This window comes from Nocardia aurea (genome assembly GCF_003123685.1).
GTDB lineage: Bacteria > Actinomycetota > Actinomycetes > Mycobacteriales > Mycobacteriaceae > Nocardia > Nocardia aurea.
The window spans coordinates 658,558-683,173 of sequence record NZ_QCYJ01000103.1 but is presented as its reverse complement, the minus strand read 5'-3'; the positions used below and the strand labels follow the sequence as shown (position 1 = coordinate 683,173).

The 24,616-nt window shown below is 68.9% G+C and carries 18 protein-coding genes; 11 read left to right on the top strand and 7 right to left on the bottom strand.

From position 1 onward, the window contains the following. Window positions 1-770 precede the first annotated feature (770 nt). Complete coding sequence (locus DAT37_RS24315) at window positions 771-3,023, top strand: AMP-binding protein (protein ID WP_109527105.1); 2,253 nt, start codon at window positions 771-773, stop codon at window positions 3,021-3,023. Beyond that, window positions 3,020-8,452, top strand: a complete 5,433-nt coding sequence (locus DAT37_RS24310) for a type I polyketide synthase (RefSeq protein ID WP_109527104.1) — start codon at window positions 3,020-3,022, stop codon at window positions 8,450-8,452. The genes DAT37_RS24315 and DAT37_RS24310 overlap by 4 nt, the downstream gene beginning before the upstream one ends. Window positions 8,453-8,567: 115 nt before the next feature. Here the strand turns inward: DAT37_RS24310 and DAT37_RS24305 are convergent, their stop codons facing one another. Together DAT37_RS24305 and DAT37_RS24300 are read right to left on the bottom strand one after the other, a co-directional pair. Beyond that, window positions 8,568-9,092 (bottom strand): M15 family metallopeptidase, encoded by a 525-nt coding sequence (locus DAT37_RS24305; protein WP_109527103.1) that lies wholly within the window; start codon window positions 9,090-9,092, stop codon window positions 8,568-8,570. A gap of 29 nt (window positions 9,093-9,121) precedes the next feature. Continuing rightward, window positions 9,122-10,798: a fumarate hydratase gene (locus tag DAT37_RS24300; protein ID WP_109527102.1), complete on the bottom strand. Its 1,677-nt coding sequence runs from the start codon at window positions 10,796-10,798 to the stop codon at window positions 9,122-9,124. A 254-nt stretch (window positions 10,799-11,052) separates the two neighbouring features. On the opposite strand from DAT37_RS24300, the gene DAT37_RS24295 reads away from it, so the two are divergent. Beyond that, a complete protein-coding gene (locus DAT37_RS24295) occupies window positions 11,053-11,529 on the top strand; it encodes a MarR family winged helix-turn-helix transcriptional regulator (protein WP_109527101.1) in 477 nt (158 codons plus the stop codon). Window position 11,530: 1 nt separating this feature from the next. Here DAT37_RS24295 and mftD read toward each other — a convergent pair whose 3' ends face one another. Further along, the gene (gene mftD, locus DAT37_RS24290; protein WP_109527100.1) at window positions 11,531-12,778 is read right to left on the bottom strand and encodes a pre-mycofactocin synthase MftD; all 1,248 of its coding nucleotides are present in this window, start codon (window positions 12,776-12,778) and stop codon (window positions 11,531-11,533) included. Then, on the bottom strand, window positions 12,775-13,479 hold the full coding sequence (mftE, locus tag DAT37_RS24285) for a mycofactocin biosynthesis peptidyl-dipeptidase MftE (RefSeq protein WP_109527099.1): 705 nt from the start codon (window positions 13,477-13,479) through the stop codon (window positions 12,775-12,777). Before mftE ends, mftD begins: the two co-directional genes overlap by 4 nt. Before the next feature lie 71 nt (window positions 13,480-13,550). Between mftE and mftR the strand changes: the two genes are divergently transcribed. The 7 genes from mftR to DAT37_RS24250 all read left to right on the top strand — a co-directional run bounded on the left by mftR (window position 13,551) and on the right by DAT37_RS24250 (window position 19,930). After that, window positions 13,551-14,147 (top strand): mycofactocin system transcriptional regulator, encoded by a 597-nt coding sequence (gene mftR / locus DAT37_RS24280; RefSeq protein WP_109527098.1) that lies wholly within the window; start codon window positions 13,551-13,553, stop codon window positions 14,145-14,147. 137 nt (window positions 14,148-14,284) lie between these two features. After that, a complete protein-coding gene (locus DAT37_RS24275) occupies window positions 14,285-15,190 on the top strand; it encodes an STAS domain-containing protein (RefSeq protein WP_109527097.1) in 906 nt (301 codons plus the stop codon). Between the two features lie 12 nt (window positions 15,191-15,202). Beyond that, window positions 15,203-15,592, top strand: coding sequence for an STAS domain-containing protein (locus DAT37_RS24270; RefSeq protein ID WP_109527096.1), 390 nt, complete (start codon window positions 15,203-15,205; stop codon window positions 15,590-15,592). A gap of 4 nt (window positions 15,593-15,596) precedes the next feature. Continuing rightward, entirely contained in the window at window positions 15,597-15,995 is a 399-nt protein-coding gene (locus DAT37_RS24265; RefSeq protein ID WP_109527390.1) for an ATP-binding protein, read from the top strand. Then, entirely contained in the window at window positions 15,988-16,623 is a 636-nt protein-coding gene (locus DAT37_RS24260) for a SpoIIE family protein phosphatase (RefSeq protein WP_109527095.1), read from the top strand. Before DAT37_RS24265 ends, DAT37_RS24260 begins: the two co-directional genes overlap by 8 nt. Then, the gene (locus DAT37_RS24255; protein ID WP_109527094.1) at window positions 16,620-18,923 is read left to right on the top strand and encodes a SpoIIE family protein phosphatase; all 2,304 of its coding nucleotides are present in this window, start codon (window positions 16,620-16,622) and stop codon (window positions 18,921-18,923) included. Before DAT37_RS24260 ends, DAT37_RS24255 begins: the two co-directional genes overlap by 4 nt. Before the next feature lie 113 nt (window positions 18,924-19,036). Continuing rightward, the gene (locus DAT37_RS24250) at window positions 19,037-19,930 is read left to right on the top strand and encodes an SGNH/GDSL hydrolase family protein (RefSeq protein WP_109527093.1); all 894 of its coding nucleotides are present in this window, start codon (window positions 19,037-19,039) and stop codon (window positions 19,928-19,930) included. 19 nt (window positions 19,931-19,949) lie between these two features. On the opposite strand, the gene DAT37_RS24245 is transcribed toward DAT37_RS24250, so the two are convergent. Together DAT37_RS24245 and DAT37_RS24240 are read right to left on the bottom strand one after the other, a co-directional pair. Then, window positions 19,950-21,041: a phosphotransferase family protein gene (locus DAT37_RS24245; RefSeq protein ID WP_109527389.1), complete on the bottom strand. Its 1,092-nt coding sequence runs from the start codon at window positions 21,039-21,041 to the stop codon at window positions 19,950-19,952. Window positions 21,042-21,085: 44 nt separating this feature from the next. Then, the gene (locus tag DAT37_RS24240) at window positions 21,086-22,138 is read right to left on the bottom strand and encodes a TIGR03857 family LLM class F420-dependent oxidoreductase (RefSeq protein ID WP_109527092.1); all 1,053 of its coding nucleotides are present in this window, start codon (window positions 22,136-22,138) and stop codon (window positions 21,086-21,088) included. A 136-nt stretch (window positions 22,139-22,274) separates the two neighbouring features. On the opposite strand from DAT37_RS24240, the gene DAT37_RS24235 reads away from it, so the two are divergent. Continuing rightward, on the top strand, window positions 22,275-22,889 hold the full coding sequence (locus DAT37_RS24235) for a TetR/AcrR family transcriptional regulator (protein WP_232839958.1): 615 nt from the start codon (window positions 22,275-22,277) through the stop codon (window positions 22,887-22,889). Here the strand turns inward: DAT37_RS24235 and DAT37_RS24230 are convergent. Further along, a complete protein-coding gene (locus DAT37_RS24230; protein WP_109527091.1) occupies window positions 22,883-24,391 on the bottom strand; it encodes a sugar transferase in 1,509 nt (502 codons plus the stop codon). The genes DAT37_RS24235 and DAT37_RS24230 overlap by 7 nt on opposite strands. Between the last annotated feature and the right edge of the window lie 225 nt (window positions 24,392-24,616).

Genomic DNA, 24,616 nt, shown 5'->3' with positions numbered 1-24,616 from the left:
GATACTCCTCATTCCTTTTATTACGGTCGGTCCGTCTTCCTTTATCCGACAAGTTCTCCGGTAATTCGCCGAGCCGACAGCGACATCGGTCGATTCACACACTTTCGACCGTGGCGGGCGCGGGCGCCGATTGCGCGACGGTAGCGCCGCACGACACCGGCGAGGCCATCAGCGGCGTGAATTCCGGCTGCGGAGGCGAACTTGTCCGGCGGCGCCGAGTCGTGACACTCCCCCCTCGTCGCCCACCCCCTCCTCGGCCACAGACCACGAGATCACCCACCGCAGACCCCCTACTGCGGGATCAACCGAACGTTCGCGCGGACCAATTAACGCACGAACGTTCGCATTCGGTCAAGGGAAGATAATCCCCGCTCAGCGGAGGACACGGCGGCAACCCACGACTCTCGGGCTGACACATCCGCGAACGGTCGTGCGGGCAATACGGAGGTTACCGCATGCCACGGACACCGGCCGAAACACGGTTCGAGCGCAGGTGTTCCACGTCCCCGGCCCGAACTACTAGGGGACGCGTAGGGGTTTCCGCAGTGCGGGTTCTCGCTGAAGGTTGGCCTATGCGCTCAGTCTCCGGTCACCCCCGGTCTTCCGACCGTCACCTCACCGACCGTCACTGCGGCGCAGGCCCCGGGTGGGCCACATCGAATTCCGCGACTACCTGCAGATCCCGGGGGGTCCTGCCCCGCACCGGACTGCTCGACACCGCTTGACCCACAACGATATTCGCCGCACCACCGAGGTATTGGGAGGAAGCCATGTCACCGACCGGACCACCGCGGACCGCGGATCTGAGCCCGGCGACGCGTATCGACGCGCTCGCCGAGCATTCCGGCAAACGCATCGCGGTCGTCTACGAGGGCGGCACCTACAGCTATCGGGTACTCGCCGACCACGCCGCGACGCTGGCCCTGGAATTGGCCGACCGAGGCGCCCGATCCGGTGACCGGATCGGGTATCTCGGCGGGAACAGCGTCACCTTCCTGGCCGCGTACCTCGCCGCGTCCCGCCTGGGCGCGATATTCGTCCCGGTCAATTCTCGGCTGACCTCGGCGGAGATCGCGGTCATCCTCGATGACTGCGCCCCGCATACGCTGATCGTCGAACCCGGGCACCGCGAGGTCGCCGACCGCGCGGTCGCCGCGACCACCGCGACGCCCACCCTGTTACTCGTACACGGCGACCCGGCGATCGGAGTGGACGATCCGGGCGCACCGTGGACGACTCTGCCCCGGGTTCGAGCGGGTGATCGAACCGTCCCGCCCGCGCTGCGTTGTGACGAATCCCGACTCGCGATGCTCGCCTACACCTCGGGCACCACGGGGCGACCCAAGGGCGTGTCACTGACCCACGGCAATCTGTGGTGGAACTGCGCCAACATGGATCTGGTCGCGCCCGCGGCGCCGAACGACGTGACCCTCGTCGTCGCGCCGCTGTTCCACACCGCGCCGTTCGGCTGCTTCGTCCTGCGCACCCTGCTCCGCGGCGGCACGATCGTGCTGCGGCGCGGCTTCGACGCCGAACAGATGCTCGCCGACCTGGTCGGCTATCGGATCAGCACCGTGTTCGCGGTACCCGCGATGTACGCGGCGGTGGCCGATCTCGCGGATTTCCCCGGCGTCGATCTCTCCGCCCTGCGCACCGCCGTCGTCGCGGGCGCGCCCGCGACCGGACAGCTGGTCAGCCGGTATCTCGACCGGGGCATCGCGTTGCAGCAGGCATACGGACTGACCGAGACGCTGTTCGCCTCGTGCCTACCCGCCGAACGAACCGCGGAGAATCCGGGTTCGGCCGGACTCGCGTTGCCCTTCACCGAGATCCGGCTCGTCGATCCGGCCACCGGAGAACAGCTGACCCGACCCGGTGACCGCGGCGAGGTGTGTCTCCGTGCGCCCACCGTGACGGCCGAGTACTGGAACAATCCCGATGCCACCGCCGCGGCGTTCGACGCCGACGGCTGGTTCCGGACCGGCGATATCGGCTATGTCGACCGGCACGGCTGCCTGTATCTGGTCGACAGGCGCAAGGACATGATCATCGTGGGCGGGGACAACGTGTACTCCGCCGAGGTCGAACAGGTGCTGACGCGCTTTCCCGGCGCGACCGATGTGGCCGTGGTCGGTGTGCCCGATCCCCACGAGGGTGAGAGCGTGGTGGCGGTGCTGAGCTGCCGCCCGGGTGTCGCGCCGAGTCTGGCCGAGATCCGCCGGTTCGCCGAGCCGCTGCTTGCCCGCTACAAACTTCCGACCCAGGTGGTTCTCGCCGGACAGATCCCGCGTAACGCCATGGGCAAGATCGACAAGGTCGCCATTCGCGCCGCGCTCGTCGCCGGTGAGGATTCCGTATTCCGAGCCGACACCGGCGCCGCGAATCCGGAAGCGGACGCGGCCGACCGGCCGGTACCCGCACCCGTCGTCGAACGTACGCCACGGATATCGGTCCGCACGACCACGCCGTCGGAGCCGATACCGGACTGGCTGCGCGAACTGCCGACCCTCGCACCGGATGCCCAGCACCGCATCGTCTTCGAACTGGTCGCCGACGCCATCGCCCGCACGATTCGCGGCGCTCCCACGGCGCTCAACGCCGATGACCGGCTCGGCGATCTCGGCCTCGGCTCCCTGGCCGCGGTCGAACTGGCCAAACGGCTCGGCGCGGCGCTGCGGCGAAATCTACCGAGCACCATGCTCTTCGAGCACGCGACCGTCGGCGCGCTCGTCCACCACCTGCGCACCCGGGTGCTCACCGAGCCGGTCGAGGCACTCGCACTCGACCGACTCGCCGAACTGGAGCGCGCGCTGCTGACCGATCCGCCGCAAGGCAGCACCCGCGCCGAACTGCGAGCGCGCCTGCGCGGTTCACTCGACCGACTCGCCGCCGAGGCCGCGGGCTCGCCCCCGACCACCCCGAACGCGGTCGCCGACGCCACCGATGACCAACTGTTCGCACTGCTCGACGCGGAGCTGGATCCGGCCCGCGTCCGCACCACCGGGGCAGGAGTACACCCGTGACCGATGTGTCGACATTCCGCAGCTATCTGCGCCGGACGACCGAGGCGCTGCTCGACACCCGCGCGCAGTTGCGCGAACTCGAGTCCGCGCGCACCGAACCGATCGCCATCGTCGGCATCGGTTGTCGTTTCCCCGGCGGTATCGCCTCCCCGCAACAACTCTGGGATCTCGTCGCCGACGGCGGTGAGGTGCTGTCCGCATTCCCCGGGGACCGTGGCTGGCATCCGGAATCGCTGCTCGGCTCCGACCCCGATCTCCCTGGCACCGTCACCGCCGAATCGGGCGGATTCCTGCGCGAGGCCTTCGATTTCGACGCCGACTTCTTCGGTATATCGCCGCGCGAGGCGTTGGCGATGGACCCGCAGCAACGACTGCTGCTCGAAGTGACATGGGAGGCTTTCGAACACGCAGGCATCGACCCGACGTCGTTGCGCGACAGTGACTCCGGCGTATTCGTCGGCGCCATGTACCACGACTACGCCGCGCGCCTGCGCACCGTTCCCGCCGAACTGGAAGCGCATCTGGGCACCGGAAGCGCGGCGGGGGTGCTCTCCGGTCGCATCGCCTACACCTTCGGCTTCACCGGGCCGGTGCTGACGGTCGATACCGCGTGCTCGTCCTCGCTGGTGGCACTGCACCAGGCGATGCGGTCGCTGCGCGGCGGAGAGTGCGGTCTGGCCGTGGCGGGCGGCATCACCGTGATGTCGACACCGGCCTCGTTCATCGAATTCAGCAGGCAGCGCGGATTGGCGGCCGACGGTCGCTGCAAATCCTATGCCGCCGCGGCCGACGGAACCGGATTCTCCGAGGGCGTCGGCGTCCTGGTGTTGGAACGCCTGTCCGACGCACGACGGCAGGGACACCCGGTGCTGGCACTGCTGCGCGGATCCGCGATCAACTCCGACGGCGCCTCGGCCGGCCTGACCGTTCCCGACGGCGCGGCCCAACAGCGGGTGATCCGGCGCGCGCTGACCACGGCCGGACTGCTACCCGACGAAATCGACCTCGTCGACGGCCACGGCACCGGAACCACCCTGGGCGACCCGATCGAGGTACGCGCGCTGCTCGAGGTCTTCGCGGGCCGTACCGGCGAGCCGGTCTGGCTCGGATCGGTGAAATCCAATCTCGGCCACACCCAGGGTGCCGCCGGGGTCGCCGGGGTGATCAAGACCGTCATGGCGCTCCAGCACGCGACGGTCCCGCCGACCGCGCATGTCGACGCGCCGACCCCGCACGTGGACTGGTCCTCGGGCGCGGTGCGGGTCGCCACGCACGCGCGTGACTGGCCCGTCACCGGGCGTCCGCGCCGAGCCGGTGTCTCCTCGTTCGGTATCAGCGGCACCAACGCGCACGTCGTACTGGAACAGGCTCCCGAAATCTCCGAAGCGGCGCCGGACGCGCGGCCACCGTCCTTACCGGTGACGGTCTGGACGCTGTCCGCGCGCACCGACGCCGCGCTCAACGCCCAGGCGAACGCGCTGGCCCGGCATGTGCGGGCCAGACCGGATCTGGCGCCGATTCCGGTCGGTGCCGCCCTCGCCTCGACCCGGACGGAATTCCCCCATCGCGCCGTCGTCTTCGGACACGATCGCTTCGAATTGCTCGCCGCGCTCGATACTCTCGTGGCGCGCGAGACCACGGGTACGGTGGCACGCGGCGTCGCGCGTCCCGGATCCGCCCGAACCGCGGTGCTCTTCCCCGGCCAGGGCGCGCAGCGACTGGCGATGGGCCGGGAACTGCACGCCGCCTACCCGGTCTACGCCGCCGCTTTCGACGAGGTCTGCGCCGAATTCGACGCGCGCCTGGACGGTCCGCCGTTGGCCGAGGTGATCTTCGCGGAGGCGGGCAGCGCGAAGGCCGAGTTGCTCGATCACACCGCCTTCACCCAGGCTGCCCTGTTCGCGGTCGAGGTCGCGCTCTACCGATTGGCCGAATCCTTCGGTCTACGACCGGATTTCCTGATCGGACATTCGCTGGGCGAGATCACCGCCGCCTATCTGGCCGGGGTGTGGAACCTCGCCGACGCGGTCACACTGGTCGCGGCGCGCGGCAGGCTCATGGGCGCGCTGCCGGGACGTGGCGCGATGATGGCGGTCGCGGCCGCCGAGCACAAGGTGACACCGCTGCTGGTCGGCCGCGAACAGGTCGCCGCCGTGGCCGCGGTGAACGGCGCCACCGCGGTGGTCGTCTCGGGCGCCGATACCGCGGTGAACGAACTCGCCGCCACATTGGATCGACTCGGCCGCAAGACGATTCGGCTCCGCGTGAGCCACGCGTTCCACTCGCCGTTGATGACGCCGATGCTCGCCGATTTCGCCGAGGTGTGCGCGGGACTCGAATACCGCGCCCCGACACTGCCGATCATCTCGAATCTCACCGGCGAGCCGGCCGATCCCGAACAGCTGCGCACACCGCAGTACTGGGTGCGCCACGTCCGGGAGACGGTGCGGTTCCACGCGGGGGTCCGCGACCTGCACGACCGCCACGGTGTCCGGATCTTCCTCGAACTCGGGCCGGGCAGCACGCTCACCGCACTGACCCGCGAGGCACTCGCCGACAGCGACGGCGTGACCACGGCAACGGCGCTGCCCAAGCGACCGGACGAGACGACGGCGGTGGTCGCCGCGCTGGCCACCGCCTACACGGCGGGAACCCCGCTCGACTGGTATCCGCGACCGCCCGCACGTCCGGTCACACTGCCGACCTACGCTTTTCAGCGCCGTCGCTACTGGCTGGACGCGGGTACCACCGAAACGCGTGCCGAGGGCGCCGGACATCCACTCCTCGGCACCGCACTGGAGACCACGGACGGCACGATCCTGTTCTCCGGCAAAGTTTCCCGCCGCACCGGCCGATGGATCACCGACCACGTGGTCCACGGTGCGAACCTACTTCCGGGCACCGCGTTCCTGGAAATGGCGCTAGCCGCGGCCGCCCACGTCGGGCGCGATCACCTCGCGGAACTGACACTGCTCGCACCGCTGGTCATCCCGGTGGACGGCGAGATCACCCTCCAGGTGTCAGTCGATCCGCCCGCCGAGGACGGCACCCGCGCGCTCGTCATCCATTCCAGGACAACCGAATCCGACGACGCGGCGATATGGACGCGCCACGTCGAGGCCACGATCGCCGAGATCCCGGACGACGACACCGCGCCGCCGATGCACCCGGTCGGCGGACCACCGGCCGATGCCGCCTCGATCGACGTGGACGAGCGCTACCGACTGCTCGACGCGGTGGGCTACGGCTACGGCCCCGCCTTCCGCGGCCTGCGCGCTCTGGCCCGGCGCGACAACGAATTCTTCGTCGACGCCGCTCTGCCGGACGCCGTCGACGACGCCGGATTCGGTATCCACCCCGCGCTGCTCGACGCGGTTCTGCATCCGCTGGCGCCGCTGGACGCGGGCTCGATCCGATTGCCGTTCACCTGGCGCGGCGTCACCGCGCACGCTCCGGTGCGCGGCCCCGTACGGGCCAGGCTCACCCCGACCGGCCCCGACGAAGCCGCCCTCACCCTCACCGACGCGGCGGGCGGTCCGGTGCTCACGGTGGCGTCGCTGGTGCTGCGCCCGATCGAGGCGGCGACACTGCGGGCGGCGGGCGGCGGGCGCGACGGAATGTACCGGCTGGACTGGGTGCGGCCCGTAGCGACCGAGACCTCGGCGGTGGATCGGTATTCGGCCGATCCGATCCCGTTCGATGTGCCGGTGGTCGAGCCGACACCCGCCGGGGTCCGAACCGCGCTGGCCTCGACGCTGGACCGGATACGGGAATGGCTCGCCGACGAGGACGGCGGCACCCTGACGGTGCGAACCCGGCGCGCGGTCGTGGTCACCCCGGAGGACGCCGTCATCGATCCCGCGGCCGCGGCGGTCTGGGGTCTGGTGCGCGCCGCCCAGGCCGAACATCCCGGCCGTCTGCTGCTACTCGATACCGACGGCAGTCCGCACGGTGTCCCGCCGCAGGGCGAACCGCAGGTCGCGGTGCGGGCAGGCACGGCGAGTGTGCCGCGCCTGACGCCCGTCGCCCCGGACACGGACACGCCGCCGTGGAATCCCGAGGGGACGGTGCTCATCACCGGCGCGGGTGGAGTCCTGGCGGGTTTGCTGGCCCGGCACCTCGTCACCCGGCACGGTGTCGGACATCTGCTGCTGATCAGCCGAGGGCCGGTCGACACCACGGCGCTCACCGCGCTCGGCGCCCGGGTGACCTCGGTGGCCTGCGATGTCGCCGATCGGGAGGCGCTGGCCCGGGCGCTGGCGGGCGTTCCGGTCGACCATCCGCTCACCGCGGTGATCCACGCGGCCGGCGTCGCCGACGACGGACTGCTGGAGAAACTCACCGAGGAGCAATTCGAGCGGGTGCTGCGGCCGAAATTGGACGGCGCGTGGAACCTGCACGAGCTGACCGCGCACGCGGATCTGTCCGCGTTCATCCTGTTCTCGTCGGTGGCGGGGCTGTTCGGCGCCGCCGGACAGGCGAACTACGCGGCCGCCAATGCCTCGCTCGACGCGCTGGCCCAGCTCCGCCACGCCGAAGGGCTGGCGGCGACGTCGCTGGCCTGGGGTATGTGGGAACCGTCGACGGGTGTCAGTGGGCATCTCGACGCGGCCGATCACGCCCGAATCGCGCGCGGCGGAATACTTCCGCTGGCGACTTCTGCGGGTCTGGACCTCTTCGACGCGGCCACGGGCTCCGATCACGCGCTGTTGAGCCTGGTCGCGCTGGACCGGTCCAGACTCGACGTCACCGATTCCCCCGCGCCGCTGCGCGGACTCGCGCGCCCACCGCGCCGCCGCGCCGACCGCGCCACCGCGGCGAGCAGACGCGACGCCGCCGATTCGCTCGCGGCTCGTTTCGCCGTACTCGACGCCGCGGGCAGGCGCGAGTTGGTGCACGATCTGGTGCGCGCCCAGGTGGCCGCGGTACTCGGCCACACCGATGCCGACCTCGACACCGACCGGACCTTCCGTGAACTCGGCTTCGACTCCCTGACCGGCATGGAACTGCGCGGCACACTCACCGCCGCGACCGATCTGCGGCTGCCCGCGACCCTGGTCTTCGACCATCCGACCCCCGACGCACTCGCCGCCCACCTGCACGCGCGACTGCTCGCGACCAGCGCGTCGGAGACCGAATCGGCGGCGGCGCGGGCGGCGGTGGCCGGTATTCCGATCGATCGCCTGCGCGAGAGCGGTCTACTCGACGCGCTGCTGCGGCTGGCCCAGGATCCGACGGCCACCGACGTCGTGGTCGGCGCGACACCCGCCGCCGACGGCATCGGCGACGTCGCGTCCGGTTCCGAGGTCATCCGCTCGATGAGCGCGGACGAACTGATCAAGATGGCGGGCGGCGGCGGTCGACGCGACGACGAATTCTGGACCGACGGACACGACCTCTGGAAGAACGGCGACCAGGGGCAGGTGTGAGTAACCCCGAACGACCCCGCGGAGCCGACCGGCGTCGGTGCCGCGGGGCCTCACGGTCGCGCCGTTGCGCGATCGGCCGGACGCACCGAGCACGCGGATCCTCCGGGCAGAGGGCTCAGCGTTCGCTCGCGTCGGACCGTAGCGGCGGACATACCCCGCCCGGCACGGTGGCCTGCTCGAAATGCCACCACTCGTTCTCGTAGGTCCGACACAGACCCCAGCGATCACCGTTGGCTTCCAGCCAGCGCGCGCCGTCCTGCGGGCCGACGTCGATCGCCCGACCGGCGACGTGACTGGATTCCTCGGGGGGCAGCACCCATCGACGCGCCGCGTCGGGGCTTCCGTAGGTGGCGATTCCGTCGTCCCACAGTGCCCGCTGTTCGGCCTCGGTGCGGTACCCGGAGTTGATCCAGAGCGGTACGCCCTCGGCGTGTGCCGCGTCCTCGGCAAGGGTGTAGGCCAGCGCCAGCGCGGGGTCGAGGCCCTCGGTCCCCGCCGCCGCGCCCACGGCCACGTACGAGTCGGTGGGTGCGGCGAGCGCCGTCGGGCCTGACCCGGTCACGGCGAGCACGGCGGGGGCCAGCACGGCCAGCAGCGCCGCGACCAGCCGCCCGCGTGAACTCTCGCCAGTCAGCACCATGTGGAAATACTAACCAACCACCCTCGCGTTCAGACGCGCTCCTTGGAGCGTTCCCGCACCCGCAGGGCGATCGGCTTCTGCGTTTCGGCGAAGAAATCGTTGCCCTTGTCGTCCACGACGATGAAGGCGGGGAAATCCTCGACCTCGATCTTCCAGACCGCTTCCATACCGAGTTCCTGGTATTCGAGCACCTCGACCGATTTGATGCAGTCCAGGGCGAGGCGGGCCGCGGGGCCGCCGATGGAACCCAGGTAGAACCCGCCGTGTTCCTTGCACGCCTTGGTCACCTGCGCCGAACGATTTCCCTTGGCGAGCATGACGTACGAGCCGCCCGCGGCCTGGAACTGATCGACGTAGGAATCCATGCGGCCCGCGGTGGTCGGGCCGAAGGAACCGGAGGCGTAACCGTCGGGGGTTTTGGCCGGGCCCGCGTAGTAGACGGCCATCTCGCGCAGGTATTCCGGCATCGGCTCACCCGCGTCGAGCCGTTCCTTGATCTTGGCGTGCGCGATATCGCGGGCGACGACCAGCGGACCGGTCAGCGAAAGCCTGGTCTTGACGGGGTATTTCGACAGTTCGTCGCGGATCTCCGACATCGGCCGGTTCAGGTCGATCTGGACCACGTCGCCGCCGAGGATGGAATCGGTCTGCTCCGGCAGGTACTGCGCGGGCTCGCGCTCGAGCTGCTCGAGGAACACGCCCTCCGCGGTGATCTTGGCCAGCGCCTGCCGGTCGGCCGAGCAGGAGACCGCGATGGCCACCGGGCAGCTCGCGCCGTGCCGGGGCAACCGGACCACGCGCACATCGTGGCAGAAGTACTTGCCGCCGAATTGCGCGCCGATCCCGAAGGATTGGGTGAGTTTGAAGACTTCTTCCTCGAGCTCGACATCGCGGAACGCGTGCGCGGCGAGCGACCCCTCGGTGGGCAGCGAGTCCAGGTAGTGCGCCGACGCGTATTTGGCCGTCTTGAGCGCGAATTCCGCACTGGTGCCGCCGATGACGACCGCGAGGTGATAGGGCGGGCAGGCCGCGGTGCCGAGCGAACGGATCTTCTCGTCCAGGAATTCGAGCATCCTGGTGGGATTCAGGACGGCCTTGGTTTCCTGGTACAGGAAGGATTTGTTGGCCGAACCGCCACCCTTGGCCATGAACAGGAATTTGTACGACGGATGCGCGGGATCGCCGGGCGCCGAATACAACTCGATCTGCGCGGGCAGGTTCGTTCCGGTGTTCTTCTCGTCCCACATGGTGATCGGGGCGAGTTGCGAGTAGCGCAGATTCAGTTTCGTGTAGGCGTCGAACACACCGCGGCTGATCCATTCGGCGTCGTCGGCCCCGGTCAGCACGCCCTCGGACTTCTTGCCCATCACGATGGCGGTGCCGGTGTCCTGGCACATGGGCAGGATGCCGCCCGCGGAGATGTTGACGTTCTTCAGCAGGTCGAGCGCGACGAAGCGGTCGTTACCGGAGGATTCCGGATCGTCGATGATCTTGCGCAGCTGGGACAGGTGCGCGGGCCGCAGGTAGTGGCTGATGTCGTGCATCGCCTCGGCGGTGAGCATGCGGAGTACGTCGGGCTCCACCTGGAGGAAGGTGCGTCCGCCTGCCTCGACGGTGCTCACACCCTCGGTCGTCAGCAGCCGGTAGGGCGTGTCGTCCGCGCCGATCGGCAGCAGATCTGAATAGCGGAATTCCGGCGCGGTCACGGATCGCTCTCCTTCGGGCGGGCCGGGCCGGAGCCTGGCTGGTCACAAGCACAGCGAGCCTATCCACCGGCCCGCGACGCCCACGGGTTAGGCAACCCTACATCGCGGTAACCCCCGGTAAAGGTTGCACGTTCAACCCCGGTGGTGCTACCTCTCAACCTGGCAGTTGTCGTGACCGATTCGGGCCGCGACGATTTCGGTGCACAGGTCAGAGTTTGGAGGGCTGCCGTGAGTGAGCGCAGCGAAGCGGTGTCGTGAGCGATCCGCAATGGCTCGACGACGTCGAGACGCGGGCGTGGATCGGTTTCGTGCGCACGCGTGACCTGGTCGCCGCCGCGGTCGGGCGCGATTCGGCACGCGATTCGAATCTGACCTTCGTGGAGTACTCGGTACTCGCCAACCTCGCGGACGCACCCGACCACCGGCTGACCTTCGCGGATCTGGCCGAGAAATTGGAATGGTCGCAGAGCAGGCTCTCGCACCAGATCACCCGGATGGAGAAGCGCGGGCTCGTCGTCCGGGAACCCATCCCGGACGACGCCCGCCGCACGGCGGCGCGCCTGACCCCGCGCGGCGCCGAAGTGCTCGACACCGCCGCGCCCGCGCACGTCCGCAGTGTGCGCCGACACATGATCGACGCACTCGATCGCGAGCAGCTCGCCGCGCTCGCCGATATCTACGACGCGCTGCTCGGCCACCATCGACGTCCGGCGGCCGAGCCGGAAGCCTGAATCAGCTCGCGGAGGCCACCGCGGGCGATTCGGCCGCGGGGGTTTCCGCCGGGGCGGACACCGCGCGCACACCGTTGGCGGGCACGCCGAGCGCGCGCTCGAAACCGTCGGGAACGACGATGTCGGAGCGATCCAGATCCGTCACCGCGGTCTTGCGCAGGCCGAGCAGGGCCGAGTCCACGCCGCCGCGCAGCACGTCGAGCACGTTCTCCACGCCCGCCTGACCGTTGGCGGCCAGGCCCCACAGGTACGCGCGGCCGATCATGACCGCACGCGCGCCGAGGGCGACAGCCTTGACCACGTCGCTGCCGCGGCGGATACCGCCGTCGAGCACCACCTCGATCTGCGATCCGACCGCGTCGGCGATCACCGGCAGCGCGCGGATGGCCGCCGGGGTGCCGTCGAGATTGTTGCCGCCGTGGTTGGACACCGAGATCGCCGAGACGCCCGCGTCGACCGCGCGGTGCGCGTCGTCGACCCGGATGACGCCCTTGAGCATGACCGGCCCGCCCCACTGCTCGACGATCCAGCGCACGTCGTCCCAATCCGGGGCCGGGGTGCTCATCCATTCGCCGTACGCGCCGAAGAAGCCGGGCGCCGCGCCGTCGCCGACGGCCATGTTCGGGGCGGTCAGGTCGGGGATGTGGCCCGAGCGCGCGTAGGTCGCCAGCCAGCGCGGCCGCGCCAGGGTCTGCGGGGCGAATTTCAGCATGGTGCGCAGGTCGAGCTTCTCCGGGATGACCGGGCTGCCCCAGTCGCGTCCGTGCGAGAAGGACCAGTCCAGGGTCAGGATCAGCCCCACCGCGCCCGCCGCCTTGGCACGGGCCATGCGCTGCACCAGATCGTCCTTGCTGCCGCACCAGTACAGCTGGAAGAAGGTCGACGGATTGGCCGCGATGACCTCCTCGATCGGCTTGCTGGCGAAGGAGCTGAGTCCCATCGCGATGCCACGGGCGGCGGCGGCACGGGCCACGGCCACCTCACCGTCGGGGTGCACGGCCTGCACACCGGTCGGCGAGATCATCACCGGCATGGACAGCGGCTGTCCGAGAATGCTGGTCGACTGGTCGCGCTCGCCGATCGATCCGGCGCAGTGCGGCGCGAAACCGAGTTCGGTGAACGCCTGCTGATTCTCGTCGATGGTCTGGCCGCGCTCGGAGCCGGCGATCAGCGCGCCGTACACCGATTTCGGCAGCCGTTTCTTGGCGCGCCGTTGCGCCTCGGCGACGGTTTCGAACCAGGGATTCATCTGTGGATCCTTTCGGGTGTGGCCACCGGCCACCAGTGCCGGGTCGTTTCGTACAAGTCGGTGATCAGCTGATCGAGCAGGACGGTGCCCGCGTCGGCGGTCGCGCCGGTGGGGTCGCCGAGCACGCCGTTCGGGCTGACCGCGCGCACGCCGCCGGCGCGCAGCAGCGCCAGCACCTCGGCCAGCGGACGGGTGTCGCCCGGCTCGGCGCGCGCGGCGCGGACCGTCTCCGGCCGCAGCGCCAGCATCAGCGCGGTCTCGGCGCGACCCGCGTGCGGATCGCCCTCGTAGCGGGGGAAGTGACCGCGCACGTCGCGGGATTCGGTGCGCAGCAGTGTCTCGGCGCGGCGCAGCGGTTCCAGATTCCCGCCGTGTCCGCTGACGAGCAGGATCCGGTCGAAGGTGTCGGTGGCCGATCGGCACAGCTCGACCAGGACCAGTTCCAGCGCGGCCTGCCCGATCGAGAGGGTGCCCGCGAAACCCGCGTGCTCGCCGCTGGATCCGTAGGGCAGCGCCGGTGCGACCAGGACATCGGATCGCCGCCCGGCCAGTCCCCGACACAGCGCCACCGCGATATCGGTGTCGGTGGACAGCGGCAGATGCGGGCCGTGCTGTTCGGTCGCGCCGAGCGGTATCGCGAGGATCACACCGGGGTCGGCGCGTTCGCCCGCCTCCGGCCACGTGAGATCCGCCACTTCCATGGTCGGAGATTAACGTCAGTCACTGACAAAATCAAGACCGCGGACGACAGCCGAGCTGACATACTTTCCCCGTGACGACAACGGGCACGACCACCGGCCGCGGCCGCCCACGCGGCACCAGCAAACGCGAACTGGAACTGATCGCGATGCGGCTGTTCAGCGAACAGGGCTTCGACAACACCACCGTCGAACAGATCGCCGCCGCCGCCGGTGTCAGCGGGCGCACCTTCTTCCGCTACTTCCCCACCAAGGCCGAGGTCCTGTGGGCCAGGTTCGACGACGAGGTCACCAACCTGCACACCGCCTTCGCCACCGTCCCCGCCGACGAACCGATGATGACCGCCGTCCGCCGCGTCGTCGTCAACGCGAACAGATACCGCGCCGAGGACGTCCCCGAACTACGCACCCGCATGCAGTTGGTGAGCGACATCCCCGCCCTCACCGCCACCGCAGGAGCACACTACGACGCCTGGGAACGCGCCGTCAGCGCCTTCGCCGCCCACCGCCTCGGCCAATCCGAGGACGACCTCATCCCCCTCGCCGTCGGCCGCACCACCCTCGCCGCGGCCCGCGCCGCCTTCGACGCCTGGCTCCCCCGCGCCGACGCCGACCTCACGGTGTACCTCGACCAAGCCCTGGCCGCCCTGGAAAACGGCTTCGCCACATAGCCGACCGTTTGCAAAGGGGGCCGCCAACACAAAGGTTTCGTGGGCATTCATCGTGGGGTATGACTAGGCTCGGTGTCGGTTAGCAGCCGCACAGCACGATGATCCCGACCCACCCGTCGAAAGGGGCTGGAATTTCCATGTCCGAGGTGTCCATGAGCCTTTCGGCGGATTCGCTGCCCGCGGGACCGGTCGACAACCTGTTGCCACAGCTTGTCGAGCACCTGCGGCAGAATCGCACCGCCCTGCGCGAGGAGTGGGCACGTCGTATCACCGATGCGCAGCTGCTCACCGCGATGACCCCGGAGGAGATCTTCTCCGAGGCGACCTCCGTCTACGACAACTACGTCGAGGTGCTCGAGACCGGTAGCGTCGAAGCGCTACAGGCCTACGCGCGGGATCTGTCCGAACGCATCATTCCGCGAGGGGTCGAGACCGACGAGGTCCTCGGCATCGTGCTGCTGCTGCGCGACGTGCTCGCCCGTTCGCTGTTCGAGAAGTACCAGTCGAATTTCGAGTTGCTGAACTCCGTCCTCGACGCGTACGAGCCCGCCGCCAACCGCATCGCGAGTACGGTGGCCATCTCGTTCGTGCAGGAGCGCGAGCGCGTCATCCGCCAGCAGCAGGAAGCCATCCGCGAGCTCTCCACGCCTGTTCTCCAGGTGCGCGAGCAGTTGCTGATCCTGCCGATCATCGGCGTGCTGGACAGCCAGCGCGCCCGTCAGCTCACCGAGCAGTTGCTGCGGGCCATCCGCGCCAATCGCGCGAAGGTGGTCGTCATCGATATCACCGGTGTGCCGACCATCGACTCCACGGTCGCCAACCACCTCGTGCAGACCGTCGACGCCTCCGGCCTGATGGGCGCCAACGTCATCATCACCGGCCTGTCCTCGGAGATCGCGCTGACGCTGGTGACGATCGGGCTCGACCTGTCCAAGATGAATGCCGTCGGTGACCTCCAGGGTGGCATCGAAGAGGCCGAACGTTTGCTGGGCTACGAGGTCACCCGCGTGACCGACCGGCCCATCGAACGGGACGGGCGCTGATCGGTAGCCCTGATGCCGGTACCCATACTGAAGCAGGGCACGTATCTCATCGCGTCGGTTCAGTCGGCGCTGACCGACGCCGACACCGAGCGTCTCCAGGACGACCTGATGAAACAGGTCAGCAAGTACAGAGCACACGGCATCATCGTCGACGTCACCGCGATCGACGTGATGGATTCCTTCGCGGCCAGATCGCTGCGTACCATCGCGCATATGACGCAGCTCCGCGGTGCCGAAACGGTGATCGTCGGCCTGCAACCCGAAGTCGCTTTCGCCATGGTGCAATTGGGGCTCACATTCGAAGACATGCACACCGCCCTCGACCTCGAGGAGGGCCTTGCGTGGCTGGATCGCAAGGCTTCGGGACGTCGCCAGCGAGACGGTCGTGACAGTGGCCGCTGAGAACATGGTGATCGCGGTGAAGGTGTCGGGTGACATCGTGACCGCACGTCAAGCCGGACGGGAGTTGGCGGCACAGCTCGGCTTCTCCCTCACCGACCGGACCATGATCTCCACGGCGATCTCCGAAATCGCCCGCAATATCACCAGTTACGCGGGCAGCGGTGAGATCCGACTGCTCGTCGGCGACCGAGAGGGACGCCAGGCACTGGTCGTCCAGGCCGAGGATCAGGGGCCCGGCATCCGGGATATCGCGCGCGCGTTGGATGACGGCTATTCCACCGGACGCGGTCTGGGACTGGGACTTCCGGGCGCGCAGCGCCTGATGGATCGACTCATCGTCGATTCGGCACCGGGGCGCGGCACGTTGATAGAGATGTGGAAGTGGGTGCCCAACGGTGCGTGACGACGGGATCATCGGCCGGATCGAGTGGGCGGTGGCCGGTCGCGCGCTTCCCGGGCAACACATCTCCGGTGATCGCTGCGTGGTGCTGGACGCGGGCGACGGCGGTGTCCTGTTCGGGGTGCTCGACGGTCTCGGACACGGCGCGGCCGCGGCGGACGCGGCCGACCGTGCCGCACAGGTGCTTTCGGAGAACCGGGCCGAACCTCTCGACGTCCTGATGGTGCTGTGTCACCGGGCGATGGCCGACACCAGGGGCGCCGCGGTGTCGCTGGCCCTGTTCGGCATCGGTGACGCGATCCGCTGGCTCGGGGTCGGCAATGTCGAGTCCCGGGTGCTGAGCGCGAGCCCGGCCGGGTTGACGGTGCGGGCGACGGTGCTGCTCACCGGCGGGATCGTCGGGTACCGGCTGCCGCAGAACCTGCAACCGCAGACCGTGCACGTGCGTCCGGGGGATCTGCTGCTGATGTCGACCGACGGCATCGTCGCCGAATCGGCGGAGAGTATCGACCTCGCCAAATCCACCGCGGACATCACCTCCGAGATCCTGTCCCGCCATGCCAAGGACACCGACGACGCCCTGGTGCTCGCCGCCAGGCATCGCGGCACGACGGTGAGCGAAGCGCCATGACGACAGTGCTCGCGGCCTTCCTCGACGCGTACACGAACGCGCTACGGCGACACCTGGATTCACCCACGCACGCGACGCTGTCCGAGGGGTACGAACTCGGCAGGCGGGCGCTGGTCGAGGACATCAGCCTGCTCGACCTGACCGAACACCATTTCCGTCTGGTCACCGCCGCGGAGGCCGCGCGAGTCGCCGAGATCGCCGAGAGCGGCGGGGTTTCCGGTACCGTCGATCCCCGGCTGGCCGAGGGCGCGCTCGAATTCCTGCTGCAAACCCTGGCCGCGCTCGATATCGCCACCCGCGGCTACCTCGACGGCACCCGCCGCTACGAGCAACAGCGTTCCCGAGCCGACGATCTCGCCGGGCGCGACGCCTTCCGCACCGCGCTGGTCGAGTCGTTGCAGGACGGCTTCTTCGTCGCGGACGCGAACGGCAGTGTCATCGAGGTCAATACGGCGTTCGGCGCGCTCACCGGTTACGGCGCCGCCGGTGTGCCCTACCCGCTGCCGCATCCGTGGTCGGTGCCGTCGGGGCCGCGCTACCCCGATCTCGGCACCGAGGCTTCGCGATTCGTCATCCCCATCCGGCATCGCGACGGCCGCGATCTGTGGCTGGCGGTCAGCACGAGCGCCCTGATCGAGCCTGCCAACAATCAGCGGATCTTCGTCGGCACCATTCGCGACGTGACCGCCGAGCACGACGCGCAGGCCAGGGATCAGGCGGCGTCGCGGCTGGCGACGGCGGTGGGCGCGGCGACCAGCGTGGTGGAGGTGCTCGCGGTCGGCCTGGACGAATTGCGGCGCACCGTCGGCGCGGAATCCGCGGTGGTATCGGTCTGGCCGAATCGCCACGCGAGCCCCGAGGTCTACATGTCGGGAGCCATCGAGCCCGGCACGTCGAACACCGAGGGCCCGGTGCTCGATGAGCGGGCCCGCACGATATTGGACCGGGCCCGGCGCAGGCTGCCGCGCAGTCTGTCGGCGATTCCGGAGGGCGCGCAGAGTTCGGAGGGGATCGTCGCCCCGCTCGGTGAGACCGGCGATGCCGCGCTGTGGTTGCGCTTCGCCGCGCCGCGCGCCATCACCGCGGCGGATTGGACGATGTTCTCGCTGCTCATCGGGCATCTGAGTCTGGCCGTGCAGCGGGCGCGCAACTTCGACCAGGCCCGTTCGACCTCGCTCACCCTGCAACGCGCCATGCTCGGTCCGATCGAACTTCCGCCCCGATTCTCGGTGCACTACGAACCCGCGCTGCCGCCGCTCGAGATCGGCGGCGACTGGTACGACGTGGTGCCGTTGAAGGACGGGACCATCGGCGTGGTCGTCGGGGACTGTGTCGGCCGTGGCTTGTCCGCCGCGGTGGTCATGGGCCAATTGCGCACGGCAGCACGGGCTCTGCTGCTCAGGGAGACCGGGCCTGCGCAACTGCTCGCCGAGTTGGACACGGTGGCGAGCCGGATTCCCGGCGCGATGTGCACCACGGTGTTCGCCGCGGTCCTCGATCCGCAGCGAGGGGTGATCCGCTACAGCAGCGCGGGCCATATGCCCGCGATCGTCGCCGATGTCGGCGAACGGGGCACGATGTTGGAGGACGGCCGTTCGGTGCCGCTGGCGACCTTCGATATCCCGCGTCGCCCCGAGGCGACCGCGACGCTGGCTCCCGGATCGACCATGGTGCTGTTCACCGACGGACTGGTCGAGCAGCGCGGTGTCGATATCTACGACGGTTTCGACCAGATCGCCGAAGTCCTCGCCGATACCACCGGCAAACTGCCGCGTGAGGTGGCCGACGCGGTCCTGTCGCGGCTGCGCCCCGACGGCGGATACGACGACGACGTCGCCATGGTGGTGTACCGGCAGCCGCCCGCGCCGCTGCGTCTGACCGTCGCCGCGCACGCCGATCGGCTCGCCGGACTGCGCCGCGCCCTCAAGGCCTGGTTCGCCGCGGCGGCGGTACCGCACGATCTGGCCTCGGATCTGGTCGCGGCCGCCAACGAGGCATGCAGTAACAGCATCGAGCACGCCTACCGGGATATGGCCGGTGAGCACGTGGTCGAACTCACCGCGACCTGCGATACCGAGACCGTCGCCATCGTCGTCACCGATTCCGGCGGGTGGAAACCGCGTTCGGCCGATCCGGGTACCCGCGGCCGCGGCATCGACATGATGCGGGCGCTCACCGAGAATCTCGATATCGACAACACCGAATCCGGCACGACGGTCCGCATGTCGATCACGCTGCCCGCGATCAAGTCACCGGTGGCGAATCCGCTGCGCGGCACCCACCGGCGCCTGGCCGGGTGATCGGCGGGTAGCCGAATCGCCGCGTGCGCTGTGCCGGGATTCCTTCGGCGGGCTGCTAACTTTCCAACGACGTTCGAACGAATGCCCCGCACCACTACCGCACGGAGGCATCCATGAGAATCACGCCCGCGTTGGTCGCCGCCTGTGCCGCGATCGGCACCGTACTCACCGCGCCGCATTCCTCGGCGGCTCCCGGCTACGACGAGTATGTCGCGCTCGGCGATTCCTGGGCGGCCGACGCCACCCTCGCTGCGGCCCTGGTCACCACCGAATTCGCGCCTGCCGGATGCGCGCAGCGGATAGACAACTACTCCAGGCAGGTCGCCGCGGCGCTGGCCATACCGACCTTCCGCGATGCCGCCTGCGCCGGTGCCGTCACCGCCGACATGCTCGTGGACCAGCCGGTGGGCCGGGATCTGTGGCCGGGCGCCAACACCCCGCAGTTCGATCGCCTGACGCCCACCACCGATCTGGTCACCGTCCTGATCGGAGGTAACGACGTGGGGCTGGCCGCCGCCGTGCGCGGGTGCGTGACCGTCGATCCCGCGGTGTCACCGTGTCAGCGCACCTGGGTCGTCGACGGCGTCGACCGCATGTCGCGGAATATCGCCGCCGCCGAACCGCACGTCACCGCCGCGATCGAGGGAATCCGCCTGCGCTCGCCCGACGCCCGCGTGCTCGTGCTCGACTATTTCGAAGGGGTCGCCGCCAACGGCGGCTGTTTCCCGACGATCCCGATCTCGCCGACCGATGTCGATTGGCTGGCCGCCAAACTCGTCGAACTCGACGCCATGCTCGCACGCGTCGCGCGACGCACCGGCGTCGAATTCGTCGACACCTACGCCGGTTCGGCCGGGCACGACGCCTGCCAGGCCCCCGGCGTGCGCTGGGCCGAGGGGCTCGTCCCCTACACCAGCGACCCTCCCGGGCCCGCCCTACCGTTCCATCCCAACCAGCTCGGCGTGAACTATCAAGCGCGCACCGTGATCTCGGCGCTGACGGCCTGACTCCGACGTCCGGTCGCGTTCAGCCGGTCGGACTCTCGATCAGGTCGAGTGTGCCCAGATCCCGGATCGCCTCGCATCCGCGCCGCAGCATCACCACCATCATCTCGTCACCGCGTTCGGTCGTGGAGGCGAACGCGCAGCCGAGGGTGGCGATCAGCGGCACCTGCAACATCCCGAATCGATAGTCCTGCCAGCAGGTTTCCCGGTCGTAGCCGGTGATGCCGTATTTCCCCAGTGCGTCGTGGTAGCGGTGGACCAGATCGGCCTCGTGCTCGCGACGCGCGTCGGGCAGCAGGCTGGTGCCGAGGAAGTATGCGAGATCGCGGGCGGGCAGTCCGACGCCCATGGTCTGCCAGTCGACCACGCTCACCGCGTCCGCGGCCGGGTCGAACAGCAGGTTGTCGAGCCGGTAGTCACCGTGCATGAGCGAGAACCGCTCCCGATCGTGCAGCAGCCACGGCGTGACGAGTCCCATGGCGGCGGTGAGGGTTTCGCGCTCGGCGGCGTCGAGTTGGTCGCCGATCTTGTCGAGTACGATGCCGACGCCCATCTCCGCGATCTGTCCGAGCCCACCGGAGGCGGCGGCATCCCCCGGTTTGGGCATCGCGCATTCGGTGAGCTCGAGCCAGCGCGGATCGCACCAGCTCGGCCCGTGCAGGCCCGCCAGCGCGGTGACGGCGAGCTGCGCGGCGTGGGCGCCGCATCCGGCGAGCTGATCGCCCTGCACCGCGGGGTTCATATCGGCGAGCAGCAGGGCGAATTCGCTGCCGTCCTCGTTGATGTCGCTGTAGTAGCAGCGCGGGGTCGGAACATGCAGCCCGCCAGCCGCTTTCGCGTAGAAGGCGACCTCGCTGATGTAGCCGAGCACGACGCCGGCGCGCACCGAATCGTCGAGTACTGGAAGTTTGATCACGAAGGTCGCGGGCAGGGTTCCCGGGTCGGACAGGTAGGTCGGGGTGAGGCGGTAGGTCGCGCCGGTCTGGCCGGTGCCGACCGCGTGCACGTCGACATCGCCGATGGTCACCGGGTTCTCGGCGGTGCTCAACGCGGCGGACAGCCAGGCGCCGGTCACCTCGGAGGGATGACGCGGAATCGTCACGGGTGCGTTCATGGGGCTCACATCTTCTCGCGGTGGGTCGGCGGCCGAGGCGAGTGTCACGGATTCGCCGTGCGCTCGCGGTAGGAGGTGACGATCGGTTCGAGTTCGTCGGGGGTGCAGCCGTGCATGATGACCGCGTCGGCGCCGTAGTCGAATTCGCGGCGGATCCGGTCGACGCACTGTGCCGCCGATCCCGTGGCCGAGACTTCCAGCCATTCCTCGGGTAGCAGCGTCGCGATGTGCTCGATCTGTGCGGCCGACGCCTTGTGGTCGATACCGCCGGGGATCGAGTTGACCACCGCGTCGGCCCGGAAGCGTTGCAGTACGGCCGGATCCCAGTCGTTGGTCCGCACGAGCAGATCGCCGTAGCCCTGGAGGTAGGTGGCGAGGCGGGCGACGGTCTTCTTGAGCCGCAACTCCTCGGGCAGATGATCGCCCACCGTCGCGAAACAGGACCACACCCGCACGGCGTCCGGATCGCGGCCCGCCTCCTCGGCGGCCTTCTTCACGATGTCGACGCTGCGGCGCAAGGTGTCGGGGGTGAAGTAGGTGTGCAGGATGACGTCGTCGAAGGCGCGGCCGCCGAGGGCGAGCGAGCGGGGGCCGAAGGCGACCAGGCCGAGGCGGATGTCCTCCCGAAAATCCGGGTCGAGGAAAAGCACCTGGTATTTGCCGATGGGACCGTCGTGGCCGATGATCACCTCACCGTTCCACAGCCTGCGCATGACCTGCGCGAAATCCTCCATCTGGGCGGTGGTCACCGCGGGCACCCCGAAGGCCGCGTACATCGCCGCGACGCCACGTCCGATGCCGAGGGTGAAACGTCCGCCGGAGAGCCGGTGCATGGTGGTCGCCCAGGATCCGGTGATGAGCGGATGGCGGGTGTTGTGATTGGTCGCGGCGGTGGCGATCCGCATGTGTTCGGTGACCGCGCACGCCGCGCCGACCAGCGAAGCGGCCTCTTTCACGTTCCATCGTTCGGAGATGAACGCCGTGCCGAAACCGAGTTCCTCCCCCCTGCGGGCCTCCTCGACCAGGGTTCTCGGGCCCTCGCCGCCCGCGCCCGCCAGCAGGTAGAAGCCCAGTTCGTCGAGTGCGCGCCGACTCATCTCGCGACCCCGGGGATGCCGATCTCGCCGACACCCGGGTGCGGCGGAAGTATGGCCTGCGTCATGATCGGCCTTTCGTGTGATGTAGTTGACACTCGTCAACCAAGTTAGTTGTCGAGCGTCTAATATCGCAAGGGTGACTTCTCCGACCCCGCGACTGACGCAGCCGGAGCGCGTCGAACTCTCCAATCGACGGCTCGTCCTCGCGGCGATCGCACTGATCGCCGAAAAGGGATGGGAGGCGACCACGGCGGCGGAGATCGGTCGTCGCGCCGGCTACAGCCGGGCCATGGTGCACGCCCGTTACGGCAGCAAGGACGCCATCCTCGAAGCGTTCTTCCAGCAGGACTACGTCGAGCGGCTCGCACCCGATCCGAGGCCGGACGCCACCGGACTCCAGCGGGCGGTCGCTCATTTCGACCGCGTCGTGCAACTGCACGGCGAGGATCCCGATTTCCTGCGCGGCATGTTCATCGCGGGTTTCGAGGCGGTCAAGACGACATCCGGACTACGCCCGCGCGTGCGGTCCTATCTGCGGCGCGGAACCGACCGCGTCGCGGCGGGACTGCGAGACGGGATACAGGACGGATCGGTGCGCTCCGATATCGATATCGAGCGCGCGGCGACCGATATCGCGATGGCCGTCTTCGGCGTCGCCTTCCAGTGGACGGTGTTTCCCGACTTCGACCTGGTCCCGGAACTGGAATACATTCGGGCGCGGCTGATCCGGACCTACGGCACCGCTCAGTAAGCCCCGTCGCCCGCGGCGACGGCGCGCACGGTTTTGGCGACGATGCGCAGGTCCAGCAGCATCGACCAGTTCTCCACATAGGACAGATCCAGTTCGACCGACTCCTCGGGAGCCAGATCGGAACGTCCGCTGACCTGCCACAGTCCGGTGACGCCCGGACGCACCAGCAGGCGTCTGCGGGTGATTCCGTTGTAGGAGTGCACTTCCCTGCGCACCTGCGGCCTCGGGCCGACCACACTCATGTCGCGGCGCAGCACGTTGAAGAACTGCGGCAGTTCGTCGAGGCTGTACTTGCGCAGGAACCGGCCGACCGGGGTGACCCTCGGATCGTTCTTCAGTTTGAAGAACAGCGGATTGCCGCCGTTGCCCGCGATCAGGGAGCCGACGTGGCGGTCGGCGTGCACGTACATGCTCCGGAATTTGATCATCCGGAAAGGTTTGCCGTCCATACCGATTCGCTCTGAATGATAGAAGACCGGACCTTTGCTGGTGATTTTCACCGCGACCGCGACGGCGAGCAGCGCGGGCGCGATGAGAGCCAGGGCGAGCAGCGAGAAGCAGACGTCGAACACCGACTTGCTCAGCGACAGCGCCCGGTCGTACTGCGGTTTCTCGATATGCAGCATCGGCATACCCGCGAGGACCTGATTCGACATCCGGGTGCCGGAGATGTCCATGACACCGGGCGCGACGATCAGTTCGGCGCCGAAGGTGTCCAGATCCCAGGCCAGACACCGGATATCGTGCGGTCCGAGCCGATCGGTCGCCATCACCACGACGGTGTCGGCACCGGTGCGGCGGGCCGCGCGCACCACCGAACGGTCGTCGCCGGTCACCGGGATCTCGCGCCCGCCGACTCGGATCGTCTGCGGGGCGGCCGGATCGGGTCCGTTCGCGGTGCACACGCCGACCACGTGATAACCGTGCAGATGATTGCGCGAGAACGCGGCGGCGATGGCGCGCGCCGCGTCGGGACCGCCGACGACCAGCACCGAATGCCGATACCGGCCGAGCGCGCGATGACGTGCCGCGTGCGCGCGCCATATCGTCCGCGTCGCCGCCAGTCCGACGAGTCCGAGCGGCAGCGCGACGGTGAGGTAGTCGTGGGTGAGTTCGACGCGCAGGGTCAGCGACACGATCGCCATCAGCCCGAACAGGTTCAGTGTCGCCGCGAGGATCCGGCGATATTCCTCGCCGCCGACACCGACGGTGCGCCGGGACCGAGAACCCTTCCAGCCGAGCAGGATAGACCAGGCCGCGACGATGCCCACCGAGAACAGGGTGTTGTGGAGGCCGAGTTGCGGGTTCCAGACCAGCGGCGCCGACGCGGAGGCGTCGATGGTGAACAGTTGCGCCAGCGCCACGGAGGTCGACATCACGGTGATATCGGTGGCGGCGATGCGGCGTAGATAGTTGGTACGCCAGCCGTCGCGTTCGCCGGGGCGGGCGAAATGCAGGCGCAGGTCGACCGCGCCGCCGGAGGCACCGAGCTCGAAAACCATGGAAAGCACCTGCTTGAAGCTTGAACCGTCGCATTCTTCGCGGCCTCGGAGGCCGCGCGGAATTCCTGGGGCAGTACGTCCGGCGACGTCGAGGCGGAGACGATTCGAAGCCGGGGGCGATCTGTTGCGAAAGTATTGCTCCCCGCATGGCTTCCGCACAAGCGATAGGAGACAGGTCACAATGTGGCCGATGTTTGGCTGTGCCGTGATCGGGTACGGGCATAC